This window comes from Actinoplanes sp. NPDC051537 (assembly GCF_055586105.1).
In genome coordinates, this window is the sequence record NZ_JBVJIU010000022.1 from 70,718 (window position 1) to 84,814 (window position 14,097).

The 14,097-nt window shown below is 72.5% G+C and carries 12 protein-coding genes; 6 read left to right on the top strand and 6 right to left on the bottom strand.

What is annotated here, in order from left to right:
• Positions 1 to 51 precede the first annotated feature (51 nt).
• Positions 52 to 657 carry a redoxin domain-containing protein gene (locus tag ACZ6TB_RS40660; RefSeq protein ID WP_465564504.1) on the top strand — a complete coding sequence of 202 codons (606 nt, stop codon included), beginning with the start codon at positions 52 to 54 and terminating at the stop codon, positions 655 to 657.
• On the opposite strand, the gene ACZ6TB_RS40665 is transcribed toward ACZ6TB_RS40660, so the two are convergent.
• From ACZ6TB_RS40665 to ACZ6TB_RS40675, 3 genes are all read right to left on the bottom strand, one after another.
• The gene (locus tag ACZ6TB_RS40665; protein WP_465564507.1) at positions 622 to 3,447 is read right to left on the bottom strand and encodes a helix-turn-helix transcriptional regulator; all 2,826 of its coding nucleotides are present in this window, start codon (positions 3,445 to 3,447) and stop codon (positions 622 to 624) included. The genes ACZ6TB_RS40660 and ACZ6TB_RS40665 overlap by 36 nt on opposite strands.
• A 115-nt stretch (positions 3,448 to 3,562) precedes the next feature.
• On the bottom strand, positions 3,563 to 4,240 hold the full coding sequence (locus ACZ6TB_RS40670) for a response regulator (protein WP_465564510.1): 678 nt from the start codon (positions 4,238 to 4,240) through the stop codon (positions 3,563 to 3,565).
• On the bottom strand, positions 4,237 to 5,811 hold the full coding sequence (locus ACZ6TB_RS40675) for a sensor histidine kinase (RefSeq protein WP_465564513.1): 1,575 nt from the start codon (positions 5,809 to 5,811) through the stop codon (positions 4,237 to 4,239). Before ACZ6TB_RS40675 ends, ACZ6TB_RS40670 begins: the two co-directional genes overlap by 4 nt.
• A 39-nt stretch (positions 5,812 to 5,850) precedes the next feature.
• Between ACZ6TB_RS40675 and ACZ6TB_RS40680 the strand changes: the two genes are divergently transcribed.
• The gene (locus tag ACZ6TB_RS40680; RefSeq protein ID WP_465564516.1) at positions 5,851 to 7,344 is read left to right on the top strand and encodes a cation:dicarboxylate symporter family transporter; all 1,494 of its coding nucleotides are present in this window, start codon (positions 5,851 to 5,853) and stop codon (positions 7,342 to 7,344) included.
• A gap of 467 nt (positions 7,345 to 7,811) precedes the next feature.
• Here the strand turns inward: ACZ6TB_RS40680 and ACZ6TB_RS40685 are convergent, their stop codons facing one another.
• A complete protein-coding gene (locus tag ACZ6TB_RS40685; protein WP_465564519.1) occupies positions 7,812 to 8,312 on the bottom strand; it encodes a CGNR zinc finger domain-containing protein in 501 nt (166 codons plus the stop codon).
• Between the two features lie 84 nt (positions 8,313 to 8,396).
• On the opposite strand from ACZ6TB_RS40685, the gene ACZ6TB_RS40690 reads away from it, so the two are divergent.
• Positions 8,397 to 9,272, top strand: coding sequence for an alpha/beta fold hydrolase (locus ACZ6TB_RS40690; RefSeq protein WP_465564522.1), 876 nt, complete (start codon positions 8,397 to 8,399; stop codon positions 9,270 to 9,272).
• A gap of 189 nt (positions 9,273 to 9,461) precedes the next feature.
• On the opposite strand, the gene ACZ6TB_RS40695 is transcribed toward ACZ6TB_RS40690, so the two are convergent.
• Positions 9,462 to 10,094, bottom strand: a complete 633-nt coding sequence (locus ACZ6TB_RS40695) for an FMN-dependent NADH-azoreductase (RefSeq protein WP_465564525.1) — start codon at positions 10,092 to 10,094, stop codon at positions 9,462 to 9,464.
• 92 nt (positions 10,095 to 10,186) lie between these two features.
• Here ACZ6TB_RS40695 and ACZ6TB_RS40700 point away from each other — a divergent pair, with 92 nt between their 5' ends.
• On the top strand, positions 10,187 to 10,633 hold the full coding sequence (locus ACZ6TB_RS40700) for a MarR family winged helix-turn-helix transcriptional regulator (RefSeq protein ID WP_465564527.1): 447 nt from the start codon (positions 10,187 to 10,189) through the stop codon (positions 10,631 to 10,633).
• A 167-nt stretch (positions 10,634 to 10,800) separates the two neighbouring features.
• On the opposite strand, the gene ACZ6TB_RS40705 is transcribed toward ACZ6TB_RS40700, so the two are convergent.
• Complete coding sequence (locus ACZ6TB_RS40705; RefSeq protein WP_465564529.1) at positions 10,801 to 11,607, bottom strand: phosphotransferase family protein; 807 nt, start codon at positions 11,605 to 11,607, stop codon at positions 10,801 to 10,803.
• An 86-nt stretch (positions 11,608 to 11,693) separates the two neighbouring features.
• Between ACZ6TB_RS40705 and ACZ6TB_RS40710 the strand changes: the two genes are divergently transcribed.
• Positions 11,694 to 13,544: a glycoside hydrolase family 5 protein gene (locus ACZ6TB_RS40710; RefSeq protein ID WP_465564532.1), complete on the top strand. Its 1,851-nt coding sequence runs from the start codon at positions 11,694 to 11,696 to the stop codon at positions 13,542 to 13,544.
• 9 nt (positions 13,545 to 13,553) lie between these two features.
• A complete protein-coding gene (locus ACZ6TB_RS40715) occupies positions 13,554 to 14,090 on the top strand; it encodes a gamma carbonic anhydrase family protein (RefSeq protein WP_465564535.1) in 537 nt (178 codons plus the stop codon).
• The last annotated feature ends 7 nt before the right edge of the window (positions 14,091 to 14,097 follow it).

Genomic DNA, 14,097 nt, shown 5'->3' on the forward strand with positions numbered 1-14,097 from the left:
CAGGGGATCTCACGGGCGCGATGGGGCTTGCCCGGGAGCCAGAGTCGTGGCATGCGTTCCGACATCGTTCCCGGCGGGATCTTTCCCGACTACGCGCTGCCCGACCACACCGGCACGGTCCGCCGGCTGAGTGAGATCCAGGGCCGTGACCCGATGATCCTCACCCTGGCCCGCGGGCACTACTGCCCCAAGGAGCACCAGCAGCACCTGGCGCTGGCCGCCTTCCAGCCGAAGGTCGCGGTGGCCTACACCCAGATCGCGACGATCTCCACCGACGACCACCACACGTCGCAGGAGTTCCGCGCCTCGGTCGGCGCCCAGTGGCCGTTCCTGTCCGACCCGGGCCGGACCGTCCAGCAGGACCTGGACATCCAGGAGTACACCGATCCCGGGAACAACCCGATGATCCCGCACACCCTGGTCCTCAAGCCCGGGCTGGTGATCCACACGATCTACAACGGCTACTGGTTCTGGGGGCGGCCCTCGACCGACGACCTGTGGCTGGACCTGCGGGCGGCGACCCGGGAGACGCGCCCGGACTGGGACCTGTCGGCGCCGGGGCTGCGCGAGGCGTGGGAGGCCGGCGACTATTCGCTGTTCCACGGCTACGACCGCCGCCCGCTATCGGAGGGTGGCGCCGCGCAGCTGCCGGCGTGAGCTGATGCCGAGCTTGCCGAAGACCTTGCGCAGGTGCCACTCGACCGTCCGGGCGCTGATGAACAGCTGGGCGCCGATCTCGGTGTTCGACAGGCCGTCCCGGGCCAGCCGCGCGATCTGCGTCTCCTGGGCGGTCAGGTCGTTGCGGCTCTCGGCATTGCGCTTGCGCACGGACGCGCCGGTGGCCAGCAGCTCGCGACGGGCTCGCTCGGCAAAACCATCGACACCCATGACATTCAGCATTTCGTACGCCTTCGTGAGCTCCCGCCGCGCGTCCACCCGGCGGCCCGCCCGGCGCAGCCACTCGCCGTAGAGCAGGTGGGCCCGGGCGAGCTCGGGCCGCAGCCGGGTGCGCCCGAGCCGGTCGATCGCCTCGGCGTAGAGGGGTTCGGCCTCCGCCGGCTCGGCCAGCAGGGCCCGGCAGCGGGCGTCCATGCCGAGCGCCCAGTCGCTGCCGCTCGCCTTGGTGCGCTCGGTCAGCCGGTCGAGGGCGTCCGCCGCCACGTCCGGCCGGCCGTGCCGCGCCGCGGCCTCGACCAGCTCGGGCAGCGCCCAGTTCGGCGCGGCCAGGTCCCGCGGGTGGGCGGTGGCCAGGGTCGCCGCCGCGAGGCCCTCCTCGTACTGGCCGAGGCCGTTGCACAGCAGGGCGTGCGCGTAGTGGGCGACCCCGACCGCGATGCCCTCGCCGCGGGCCGTCCCGTCCGCGATGCCGGACTCGATCAGCTCGCTGGCCTCGCCCGCCTGCCCTCGCCACGCGGCGACCAGCAGCGCGCCGTTGGGTTCCAGGTTCTTGCCGGTAGCGTGCAGCACCGAGCGCGCCTCGTCGACCAGCCGGGCGGCCGCACCCAGCTCGCCGCAGAGCGCGAGGACGTGAATCTGCGAGCCGAGCGCCATCGGCAGGTCGGTGAGCGCGCCGGCCTGGCGGGAGAGTCGCAGGTGCTCGCCGGCCAGCGCGTGCCAGTCCTCGTCGTCCCACACCTCCAGCGCGAGCACGACGCCCTGCCACAGCCGGCGCAGCCAGGTCCCGTCGTCGTCGCGGAGGGCTCGCAGCGCGTCCCGGCAGAGGGGGACCGCGGTCGCGTAGTCGTCGGCGAGCGCCGCGAACGCCTCCAGCAGGAGGTCGCCGGCGTCGGGATCGGCTTCCCGCGCCGCCGCTTGCCCGCTCTCGCGTCCGCCTTCTCGCGCGCCCTCGCGCCCGGCTTCTTGTTCCGCCTTTTGCCCGCTTTTGTGCCGGCGGAGGGCGGCTCGGGCCGCGCGGGCCGCCTCCGGGGTCAGCGCGGGGTCGTTGAGCCGGCCGCCGAACAGGGCCGCGAGCAGCGCGTCGAGATGGGTGGCGCGGGACAGCTCGGGGTCGACCGGCTCGAGCCGGCGGGCGGCGGCCAGCAGCAGCGGGGTGGCCTCGTTGCCCTTGCTCATGGCGAACGCGAGCTGGGCCCGGACCAGCTCGGTGCGGGCCCGTTCGCGCTCGTCGAGCGGACCGCCGCGGGCCACGGCCAGCATGTCGCGCGCCGCCTCGAACGCGCCGGCCCGCACGTTGGCGAACGCGGCGTCGACCGCCCGGCGCACCCGGGCGGCCGGGATCGGGGTGAGCTCGGTGGCCCGGGTGAGGAAGGCCGCGGCCGCCGCGAGCCCGCCGCGGGACTGGGCCCGTCCGGCCGAGCGCTCGAGCTCGGCGGCGACCTCCTCGTCGAGGCCGGCGGTGGCGTGGGCGAGGTGCCAGGCGTACCGGTCCGGGTCGGCCCGCTCGTCGGTGGCCGCGGCCAGGGCGGCGTGCACCCGGTAGCGGTCGGCGGTGGTGGCGGCCCGGTACGCGGCCGAGCGCACCAGCGGATGGGCGAACTCGACCCGGCCGCGCACCCGGAACAGGCCGGCGTCCCCGGCCGGGGCGGCCGCCGCCATCTCCAGGCCGAGGGCGCCGGCCGCCCGGTTCAGCAGCACCGGGTCGCCGAGCGGCTCGGCCGCGGCGGCCAGCACCAGGAGCCGGGTCCCGGCCGGGAGCTGGGCCAATCGGCGTACGAAACTCTGCTCGATCTTGCCCGCCACGTGGTGACTGCCCGGAACCCCGAAGCCGCCCGCCAGGTCGGCCGCCGACCAGGTGCGCGGCAGCTCGAGCAGGGCGAGCGGGTTGCCGTGGCTCTCCATCACGATCTGATCGGTGACCGCCGCGTCGAGGGGACCGTGCATCCGGGTCAGCAGCAGCCGCCGGGCGTCGCCCTCGCCGAGCCCGGTCACGCTCATCGTGTCGGCGCCGGGCAGGAAGTCGTCGCCGCGGCCGGTGCGGGCGGCGCAGACCAGCGCGACCCGTTCGGCCAGCAGCCGCCGTGCCACGAACGCGAGCACCTGCGCCGAGGCCTGGTCGAGCCACTGGGCGTCGTCGATCACGCAGGCCAGCGGCCCCGGCTCGGCCACCTCGGCCAGCAGCGAGAGCGTGGCCAGCCCGACCATGAGCCGGTCCGGGACCGGGCCGCCGGCCAGGCCGAAGACGGTGGCGAGCGCATCCCGCTGCGGCGGCGGGAGACGGTCGAGGTGGTCGAGCAGGGGAGCGCAGAGCTGCTGGAGGCCGCTGTAGGCCAGCTCCATCTCCGACTCGACGCCGACGGCGGTGGTCCGGCGCCACCCGTCGACGCGCGACTCGAGGTGGGCGAGCAGCGCGCTCTTGCCGGCGCCCGGTTCGCCGCGCAGCACCAGGACGCGGCTCGTGCCGGACACGACGTCGTCCACGAGACCGTCGAGTGCCCGGCACTCCTCGTCCCGCCCGATCAACGCCGCGCCGCCGCCCCCGGTTGCCACCTCCGCGATTCTCGCCCGGATCGACCCCGGTGCGTGTTCATGTGAGCAGCAACACGTCACCCCGGCACGGTCTTCAACCTAGCCTCCTAGGATGCCGTAGCGGCGGAGCCGCCGGTCACACGGTGCGATACTCCACTTCGGGGCGGCCCGGGCCGCCGTAGCGCGGGCTTCGAGCCACCCGGCCGGCATCGGCGAGATGCTCCAGGTACCGCCGTGCCGTCACCCTCGACGCGCCCATCCGCGCGCCCACCTCGGCCGCCGACAGCCCCGCCGACGCCGACCGCAGGACGCCCAGCACGAGATCCAGCGTGGACTGGTCCAGCCCCTTCGGCAGCGAGTCCGGGGGCGCCCCGCGCAACGCCGCGAACGCCCGGTCGATCTCGTGCTGCGCCGCGACCGGCGAGGCGCCCAGCACCTGGCGGCGGTAGCGGGCGTAGCCGAGCAGCTTCTCCCGGAACGCCGCGAACGTGAACGGCTTCAGCAGGTAGTGCGTCACCCCCAGCGACACCGCCGCGCGCACCACGGCCAGGTCGCGGGCCGACGTCACGACCAGCACGTCGGTCGCGATGCCGGCGGCGCGCAGCGAACGGCACAGCTCGAGCCCGTGCATGTCCGGCAGGTGCAGGTCGAGCAGCACCAGGTCGACCGGGGTCACCCGCAGCGACGCCAGCGCGCGCTGGGCGGTGTGCGCGACGGCCAGAACCTCGAAACCTTCGACCCTTTCCGTGTACGCCGCGTGCGCCTCCGCGATCAGCCGGTCGTCCTCGACCACGAGCACCCGGATCGCGCTCACGACGGCACCGGCAGCCGGACCGACACCTCGGCGCCCCCGCCGGCCGCGACCGACACGGCGTAGCTGCCGCCGTGCCGGTCGGCGACCTGCCGCACCAGCGACAATCCCACCCCGCGGCCCTCCTGCTTGGTCGACCAGCCCCGGCGGAACGCGGCGTCACCGTCGGCGATGCCGGGGCCGTTGTCGCTGACCCGGATGCGCACCTCGTCGTTCTCCTCGGCGATCAGCACGCGTACGACCCGGGGCGGCTCGGTGGCGGCGACCGCCTCGAGCGCGTTGTCGACCAGGTTGCCGACCACCGTGAGCAGGTCCCGGCTCGGCACCGGCGTGCCGTCCAGGTGGGACGCGTCGTCGACGACGAGCTGGACGCCGCGCTCGGCCGCCTGGGCCGACTTGCCGAGCAGCAGGGCGGCCAGGGCCGGCTCGCCGACGGCGCCGACGACCTGGTCGGTGAGCTGCTGGGCGACCGCGAGCTCGGCGGTGGCGAGCCGGACGGCCTCGCCGCCGCGGCCCAGCTCGACCAGGGTGAGCACGGTGTGCAGGCGGTTCGCGGCCTCGTGCGCCTGCGCCCGCAGCGCCTCGGTGAGGCCGCGGACCGAGTCGAGCTCGCCGGTCAGCGCCCGCAGCTCGGTGTGGTCGCGCAGGGTGAGCACGGCGCCGACCCGCTGGCCCTCGGAGCGGATCACCCGCTGGTTGGCGACCAGCACCCGGTCGCCGGCCAGGATCGGCTCGTCGGCGACGACGGCGCCCGAGGCGAGCAGGCGGCGCACCTCGGCGGGCAGTCCCGCCTCGTCGATCGTCCCGTCCCCGGGCAGTCCCAGCAGCTTGCGGGCGTCGTCGTTGACCAGCGTGACGCGGCCGGCGCGGTCGACCACGAGCAGGCCCTCGCGCACCGAGTGCAGGACGGCGTCGTGGTACTCGTACATCCGGGTCATCTCGGCCGGGCCGAGGCCGTGCGTCTGGCGGCGCAGGCGGCGGCTGAGCAGCCACGAGCCGGCCGCCGCCAGGAGCAGGGCCAGAGCCGTCGGCACGAGGACGGCCGGCGCCCGGCTCAGCAGGCGCTGGTTGATGGCTTCGGTGGTGATGCCCACGGACACCAGCGCGATCACGGCGCGGGTTTCATCCCGTACGGGAAGAACCGCCCGCACCGATTCGCCCAGGGTGCCCATGTGGTGTTCGACGACGCGGCCGCCCGCCAGCGCCGCGTCGATGGACCCGATGAACGGCTTGCCGATGAGGCCGGCGGTCGGGTGGGTCCAGCGGGTGCGGTCGGTCGCCATCACCACGATGAAGTCGGTTCCGGTCGCGATGCGGATCGATTCGGCGTACGGCTGGAGCACCGTCGTGGGGTCGGGCGTGCGGACCGCGGCGATCACCGTGGGGGAGCGGGCGACCGCCTCGGCGATGCCGGTGACCTGGCCGATCGCGGCCTGCTCGGCGTCGTCCCGGGCGAGCAGGACGGCGCCCGTGGTGCCGATCGCCACCAGGATCGTCACGACCAGCACCTGGAGCACGAAGAGCTGGCGGGCGATGCTGCTGTGTCGTCGTTTCGGTGACCAGAATGAACGCAATGGTGCCCTCTCGGTGAGACGTGGGACACATTCTCCGTCATGGACACCCAGACGCCATCCCGGCGGGACCGGACCCATTTCCTCTACCTGGCGGTGATCGTCGCCGTCGCCGCCGGCATCGCGGTCGGCCTGCTGTTCCCCGACGTGGCCGTCGAGCTGAAGCCGATCGGCGACGGGTTCGTGCGGCTGATCAAGATGATGATCGCCCCCGTCATCTTCTGCACGATCGTGCTGGGCATCGGCTCGATCCGGCAGGCCGCCAAGGTCGGCCGGGTCGGCGGCCTGACGCTCGGCTACTTCCTGGTCATGTCGACGGTCGCGCTGGCGATCGGCCTGGTGGTCGGCAACATCATCCACCCCGGCGCCGGCCTGCACCTGAGCGACGCGGTCGCGGCGGCCGGCCAGAAGCAGGTCAGCGCGACGGCCACCGAGGGCGTCAGCGATTACTTCCTGAAGATCATCCCGGACACCCTGTTCTCGGCGCTGACCAGCGGCGACACGTTGCAGGCGCTGGTGATCGCGCTGCTGGTCGGCTTCGCGGTGCAGGCGCTGGGCCGGCGCGGCGAGCCGGTGCTGCGCGCCATCGAGACCACCCAGCGCATCGTCTTCCGCATCCTCGCCATGATCATGTGGCTGGCCCCGATCGGCGCGTTCGGCGCGATCTCGGCCGTGGTCGGCGCCACCGGCGTAGATGCGCTCAAGAGCCTGGCCCAGATCATGCTCGGCTTCTACGTCACCTGCGCGATCTTCGTCTTCGTCGTGCTGGCCACGATCCTGTGGCAGGTGGCCCGGGTCAACATCCTGTTGCTGCTGCGCTACCTGGCCCGCGAGTTCCTGCTGATCCTGTCCACGTCGTCGTCGGAGTCGGCGTTCCCGCGGCTGATCGCCAAGATGGAGCACCTGGGCGTGAGCAAGTCGGTGGTCGGCATCACGGTGCCGACGGGCTACTCGTTCAACCTGGACGGCACGGCCATCTACCTGACGATGGCATCGTTGTTCGTGGCCGAGGCGATGGGCGACCCACTGTCGGTAGGCGAGCAGATCTCCCTGCTGGTCTTCATGATCATCGCCTCGAAGGGCGCCGCCGGCATCACCGGCGCCGGCCTGGCCACCCTGGCCGGCGGCTTGCAGAGCCACCGTCCCGACCTGGTGGACGGCGTAGGTTTGATCGTCGGCATCGACCGTTTCATGTCCGAGGCGAGGGCGTTGACCAACTTCGCCGGCAACGCGGTGGCCACGGTCCTGATCGGCACCTGGACCGGCGAGATCGACCGAGTCCGCGTTACTGCGGTGCTGGCCGGCGATTTCCCCTTCGACGAGTCCACCATGCTCGACGATGACGCGGATTCTTCGCTTGCTCCTGCCGCCGCTGGCGCCGCCCCCGCTGCCGCCGCCGCTCCCGCTGCTGGCGCCGCCCCCGCCGTTGCTGCCGCACCCGCCGGCCCTGCCTCCTCGGGCGGCGCGACGACCTCGTCGGGGTCGTCCGCGTCTTCCCCGGATGCGGGACCGCCGACCTCCTCGCCGGGCGTCTGAACACCGGCCGCCGCTGGAACGCCTGTCTGCTCGTACCCGGGCGGGCGGCCTGTGGATTGCTGGCGGAAAGTGTCATACCGGCGCCGTAAAGTCGCCCCACCCACTAAACGGGGTGGGGCGCGCTGACCGGGTGGGGCGCGCCGACCGGGTGGGGTGCGCTGACCGGGTGGGGTGCGCTGACCGGGTGGGGCGCGCTGACCGGGTGGGGCGCGCTGACCGGGTGGGGCGCGCTGACCGGGTGGGGCGCGCTGACCGGGTGGGGCGCGCTGACCGGGTGGGGCGCTCTGCTTGGGTGGCGTTTTGCCCCTGGGCCCGGCGGGAATGAAGAGTTTCCGTTCCCCGAAGCGCAGTTCCCGCAGCACCGTTCCCCGAAGCGCCCTGATCGAGCACCGCGCCGGCGCGGTGTGTCAGGTCCCCCGAGCGCGGCCCGGTTGCTCCCCGCCTGGAGTGACCGGGTCGCTTGCTGTTCAGCCCTCGGTCGTCTTCGCGCGCTGGTAGTGGCGGCGGGCCTTGAGCTTGTTGCCGCACGCGGACATCGAGCACCAGCGGCCGCTGTTCGACTTGCTGCGGTCGAGCAGGAACAGCGCGCACTCGTCGTTGGCGCACGGGCGTAGCCGGCCGGGGCGGGTGCGGGCGAGCTCGTCCCAGGCGATCACCGCGTCGACCAGCACCGCGCGGGGGCCGGTCAGGTCGACCGTCCAGGTCAGGCCCGCGGCGGTGACCGACGGGCGGGAGACGACGCCCTCCAGCAGCGGCTTCAGCGCGGTCGCGGGGCGGGCGCCGCGGATCACGGCCTGAAGCAGGTCGCGGCCCTCGCGCAGGATCGCCGCGTCCGTGCCCTTCGCGGGGATCTTGTGGGCCCGTAGCCATCGCTCGGCGGCCTGGGGGTCGCCGAGCTCGTCGGTGCGCACGCCGTCGATCACGGGCGCGCTGTTGAGCAACGCCAGCAGGGCCGTCTCGTCGATCATGCCTAACCTCCGAAGCTCGCTTGACAGGTTATAGGATCGCACGCCAGGATGCTAACCATCAAAACCACTCAAGGAGGTTAGGTCATGATCGAGATTCATCACCGCTACGCGACGGTCGACGGCCGGCGGATCTTCTACCGGGAGGCGGGCGACCCGGCGCGGCCCGCGCTGGTGCTGCTGCACGGTTTCCCGACGAGTTCCTTCATGTTCCGGAACCTGGTTCCGCTTCTGGCCGGCGACTATCACGTGATCGCCCCGGACCATCTCGGCTTCGGGCTGTCTGATGCCCCGGGCGCGGACGAGTTCGCGTACACCTTCGATGCCCTCACCGATCTCACCGCCGGTCTGCTCGCCGAGCTCGGCGTCGAGCGGTACGCGATCTACGTGCAGGACTACGGCGCGCCGGTGGGCTGGCGGCTCGCGCTGCGCGACCCGGGCGCGATCACCGCGATCGTGACGCAGAACGGGAACGGCTACGACGCCGGGTTCCAGCCCGATTTCTGGGCGGGCGTGTGGGCGTACCACCGCAATCGCAATCGCACGACGGAGGACGCGATGCGCGAGGCCTTGTCGCTGGAGTCGATTCGCTGGCAGTACCTGACCGGCGTCGCCGACGAGACGCTGGTCGACCCGACGACCTGGTGGCACGACTTCGCGCTGGTGTCGCGGCCCGGAAACGATGCGGTGCAGCTCGACCTGTTCGCGGACTACGCGACTAACCCGCCGCTGTACCCGCGCCTGCACGAGTACTTCCGCACGTCACAGGTCCCGCTGCTGGCGGTCTGGGGCCGCGGCGACCAGATCTTCGGGCCGGCGGGTGCGGAGGCCTTCGCCGGCGACCTCCCCGACGCCGAGATCCACCTGCTGGAGGGAGGTCACTTCCTGCTGGAGACCGCGGCGGCCGAGGTGGCGGAGCTGATGAGGGCGTTCCTGGGCAAGCACGTCCCGGCCGATCGCTGACGGCTCGGGAGACGAAACGGTAGGCCCGGCGGCGGGGCGTGTCGGTGTCGGCGATCGCTGACGGCTCGGGCGACGAAACGCTTGGCCTGGCGGCGGGGCGTCTCGGTGGTCGATCGCTGACGGGCTCAGGAGGCGAAACGTCGGGCCTGGGCCCGGTGGCGGGGCGTCCGGTGGGCGATCGCTGACGGCTCAGGAGACGAAACGCTTGGCCTCGTCGCGGGCCTGGGCGTGGGCCCGGCGGCGGGGCGTTTCGGCGTCGGCGGTGGCCAGGTTGGGGCGGAAATGGATGGTGCTGATCTCGGTGACGCCGGCCCAGCGCAGCCAGTCCTCGACGTACGGTGCCTGGAAGTCGGCTCCGAAGGCGGGGGCGCGGTCCGGGCCGTACACGGCGCTGGTGTAGATGACCGCGGCGCGCTTGCCGCGCAGCAAGCCGGTGTATCCCTCGGCCGCGTCGAAGCCGAAGACCAGGCCGGGCTGGCTGATCACGTCGATGAACTGCTTGAGGATGTACGGGATGCCGGCGTTCCACATCGGGACCGAGAACAGATAGCGGTCCGCCTCGTCGAAGCGGCGGAACGTGTCGATGGCGGCCTGCCAGGCGACGGCCTGCGCGCCCCGCGGCTGCTCGCCGGCGAAGACGGCCATCTTGGCGGCCGCGGCGTCGGGGCCGAAGGCGGGCAGCGTGCCGTCCCAGAGGTCGTACTGCTCGATCGGCAGGTGCGGGTCGGCCTCGCGGGCGGCGTCGAGGAACGTCGTGGCGATCGCGAGCGACTCGGAACGCGGGCCGCGCGGGGAAGCGGAGATGTGCAGCAGCTTGCCCATCGGAACTCCAGACTTAGGTAGGAAGAATGCGTGCGCACGCACATTATTAGTCGGATGCGTGCGCACGCACAAGAGTTGGGTACGATGACGTGATGAGCGACACCGATACCGCCGCCTGGGCCGCGCTGCTGCGGGTGCACGCGGGGCTGGTCCCGCTGCTCGACCGCGAGTTGCAGGCGGCCTGCCGGCTCCCGCTGACCTGGTATGACGTGCTGCTCGAGCTGAACGCGGCGCCGCAGAAGCGGCTGAGCATGGGTGAGCTGGGGCAGGTCGCGGTGGTGAGCCGCACCCGGGTCAGCCGGGTGGTCGATCACCTGGCGGCGGAGGGGCTGGTGACGCGGGAGAGCAACCCGGAGGACCGCCGGTCCGCCTATGCCGTGCTGACCGAGAAGGGGCGGGCGAGGCTGCGGGCGGCGGCGCCGGTCTATCTGGCGGGGATCCGGCGGCATTTCACCGAGCGGATGACGGGGGCGGAGGGGCGGACGGTGGCCAAGGCGCTGGAGAAGGTGCTCGCCGAGCTACCGGCTCCGCCGAGCTAAGCGGAGGGGCGCGCGCCTGGAGCGGCGTAGGCGCGGGGCCGGAAGCGGCGCGGGGCCGAGGCGGCGCGGGGCCGAGGCGGCGCGGGGCCGAGGCGGCGCGGGGCCGGGGAGGCGCGGGGCCGGGCCGGGGCGGCGCGGGGCCGGGGCGGCGCGGGGCCGGAAGCGGGTCACTCCGGGAAGAGCCACTCCAAGCCGGCGAGGGCGTTGCTGACGTAGCGCGGCACACCGTAGGCGAGATCCTCCAGCAGGCTGCATCGGGCGTAGAAGGTCGCGCGCTCCAGCAGGGCGGCCGGGACGGGGGCGGCGGGGCCCAGGTCGCGGAGGAGCAGGCCGAAATCGTAGGCGGGGTCGGCCAGGGCGGCGTCGGTCCAGTCGATCACGCCGGTGACGGTGAAGGATGACGGGTCGACCAGCACGTGCTCGATGCCCAGGTCGTTGTGGGAGAACACGATGGTGTCGCCGCGCGGTGGGGGAGCGGACCGGAGGAACTCCTCGACCCGGGGGCGGAACCGCGGCGGGACGACCCGAGCGACCTCGGCATACATGGCCGCGGCCTCCTCCAGCCACTCCGGCAGGGGCTGGTCGTCCACCTCGACCAGGTCGCGAACCTCGGCCGGTGGCACGGCGTGCAGGGCGGCGAGCAGACGGCCCAGAGTGCGGGCGATCGGCGCGACCGGGAACGGGCGCGGCAGGTCGAGAAGAGGCGTGCCGGGCAGGCGGCGATAGGCGAGACAACCCCGCTCGAGGTCGACGAACACCGGCGCCGGCACGGGGACCGGGGCTATCGCGGCGACGAACGTCAGGAGGCGGGCCTCGCGGTCGAGCGCCGTCGGGGAAGGGGCCTTTCCGCACCGTACGACCAGATCGCCGTTGATCTGGAAGGCCTGGTTGTCCTGACCCTCGCCGAGCGGGGCGACGTCGTGGACGCGATAGCCGGCCGCAACCACGGCCGCCACCGCCTCGCGTGGGTTCACGGAATCACCCTAGCCGTGCGGGAAAACGTGAATAAGTCTCGCCAAAGGCCGGGGTGGGGCGCTTAGATATGGGCGGAGGTCGATGAATGATGCGTGCGCTCCTCGTGGCCTTGCTCCTGGTGATCCCGGCGGTCCCGGCGAAACAGCAGGCGGAGACCTGGGCGGCGCCGCTCAGCACCCGCGGCCGCTACATCGTCGACGCCGACGGCAAGCGCTTCAAGCTCAAGTCCGGCAACTGGCACGGCGCCAGCGGCACCTGGAACGGCGACGGCGATCCGGCCGCCGACGCGAACCACCACGCCGGGGAGAACGCGCACCGCATCCCGCTCGGCCTCGACCGCGCGCCCCTGGCCGGCATCGCCGCGAGCTTCCGCGAGATCGGCCTCAACAGCGTGCGCCTGCCGTTCTCCGACGAGATGCTCACCGACGCCGTCCCGGTCACCGATGACGCGGTCGCCGCCAACCCGCAACTCAAGGGCAGAACACCACTTCAGGTGTACGACGCGGTGGTCGCCGAACTGACCGCGCAGGGACTCGCCGTCATCCTGAACAACCACACGAACACGACCCGCTGGTGCTGCGGCGTCGACGGCAACGAGCGCTGGAACGCGAGCCAGTCCACCGGTCAGTGGGAGGAGAACTGGCTGACCATGGTCCGCCGCTACCGGGACAACCCGCGCGTGGTCGGCGCCGACCTGTACAACGAGGTGCGCCGCGACGTCTGGGACGACCCGAACTGGGGTGGCGGCGACGAGCACGACTGGTTCGCCGCCTCGCAACATCTCGGCGATCGCATCCTGCGCGAGGCCAACCCGAACCTGCTGATCATCGTGGAGGGCATCAACTGGTACGGGATCCCGGTCGACGGCTTCCCGCACGGCCGCCCGACGCTGACCCCGGCCCGCACCCTGTCGCACACGCTGGTCGCGTCGAACAAGCTCGTCTACTCGGCCCACTTCTACGACTACACCGGCCCGAACCACAGCGGCGCCACCGGCATCGGCGAGACGAGCGACCCGCGGTACCGCGATTTCGACCGAGCCGATCTGTTCGATGTGCTCTACCGGGACGCGTTCTTCGTCGAGGACGGGGGTCAGCACTTCACCGCGCCCGTCTGGATCAGCGAGTTCGGCATCGACGGCGGTTCCGCGGTGGGCACCAGGCAGCGCGACTGGTTCGTCAACTTCACCGACTACCTGATCCGGCAGGACGCCGATTTCGCGTACTGGCCGGTCGTCGGCTGGGGCGAGACGCGGGGAGGCAACAACTGGGCGCTGCTGTTCTGGGACCGCGCCGGCAACCGGAGCACGGCCGACCAGTGGAAGGCCGACATCTGGTCCCGCCTGGTGAGCGCGCCGCAGCAGAGCATTGCCCCCATTGTCCGAACCTGGGACATGCTCAGCCCCGATCATGGCGACTTCATCGAGTCGTCCGCCCAGCCGGACTGGGACGTGGGCGCGCGCAAGGCGGCCTGCCCCGACGGCGAGGGTCTGACCGGCATCGCCCACGCCGGCAATCGGGGCCTTTGTACCGAAATTCCAGAAATGTCGGGCAAGGGAGAGGGCGCGGTGACGGGGGTGCGGACGGAGACGGTCGCGGTGACGGACGAGCGCTACGTAACGACCGACTGGGCCGGCGGCTACACGAAACTGCAATGCCCCGACGGCGGCTACCTGACCGGATACGCGGTGCGAGGCGCGGCGATGTCCAGCGTCCTCTGCGCGATCCCGGCCACCGAGCTCGGCGGCGCCGGGCGGACGGTCTGGTTCGACCGCGGCGACAGCCGTCCGGCGGGCAATCCGGGCGGCGACTTCGCCACCGGCAACTACAAGGGCCAATGCAACCTCGACGAGTACGCCGCCGGCATCGCCTACACCGGAAGGATCGGCCGATCGCGTACGCCCGATGCCCTTTATTGCCGAGCCCGCATCGGGTAGACCACACACATGGAACCGACAGTTGATCCCCATGCCGTGGTGACCGGCGACGTCACGATCGGGCCGAACTCGCGGGTGCTCGCCGGCGCCGTCCTCAACGGCGACCACGGCCCGATCACCATCGGTGAGAACGTGCTCGTGATGGAGCACGCCCTGCTGCGCGGCCGGGCCGACCACCCGCTGCGGATCGGGAGCTTCGTCCTGATCGGCCCGCACACCCACCTCAACGGCGCCACCGTCGAGGACGAGGTCTTCATCGCCACCGGGGCCTCGCTGTTCCCGGGCTCGCGCGCCGGCGCGCGAAGCGAGTTGCGCATCAACAGCGTCCTGCACGTCAACTCGGTGCTGGCGCCGGAGACCGTGGTGCCGATCGGCTGGATCGCGGCCGGCGACCCGGCCGAGCTCTTCTCGCCCGACCGTCACGACGAGCTGTGGGCCGTGCAGAAGGGCCTCGACTTCCCGGGCACCGCCTACGGCGTGCCGCGCGGCACGAACATGCGCGAGATCATGCGCAAGCAGTGCGCCGCCTACGCGCCGCGCGACTGACCGCCGC

Bases quoted from the DNA above. Each gene is read 5' to 3' on its own strand.
- ACZ6TB_RS40685 (WP_465564519.1), bottom strand. From the start codon at position 8,312: ATGATCGACGAGACGGCCCTGCTGGCGTTGCTCAACAGCGCGCCCGTG.
- ACZ6TB_RS40715 (WP_465564535.1), top strand. From the start codon at position 13,554: ATGGAACCGACAGTTGATCCCCATGCCGTGGTGACCGGCGACGTCACG.
- ACZ6TB_RS40660 (WP_465564504.1), top strand. From the start codon at position 52: ATGCGTTCCGACATCGTTCCCGGCGGGATCTTTCCCGACTACGCGCTG.
- ACZ6TB_RS40695 (WP_465564525.1), bottom strand. From the start codon at position 10,094: ATGGGCAAGCTGCTGCACATCTCCGCTTCCCCGCGCGGCCCGCGTTCC.
- ACZ6TB_RS40690 (WP_465564522.1), top strand. From the start codon at position 8,397: ATGATCGAGATTCATCACCGCTACGCGACGGTCGACGGCCGGCGGATC.
- ACZ6TB_RS40680 (WP_465564516.1), top strand. From the start codon at position 5,851: ATGGACACCCAGACGCCATCCCGGCGGGACCGGACCCATTTCCTCTAC.
- ACZ6TB_RS40700 (WP_465564527.1), top strand. From the start codon at position 10,187: ATGAGCGACACCGATACCGCCGCCTGGGCCGCGCTGCTGCGGGTGCAC.
- ACZ6TB_RS40710 (WP_465564532.1), top strand. From the start codon at position 11,694: ATGATGCGTGCGCTCCTCGTGGCCTTGCTCCTGGTGATCCCGGCGGTC.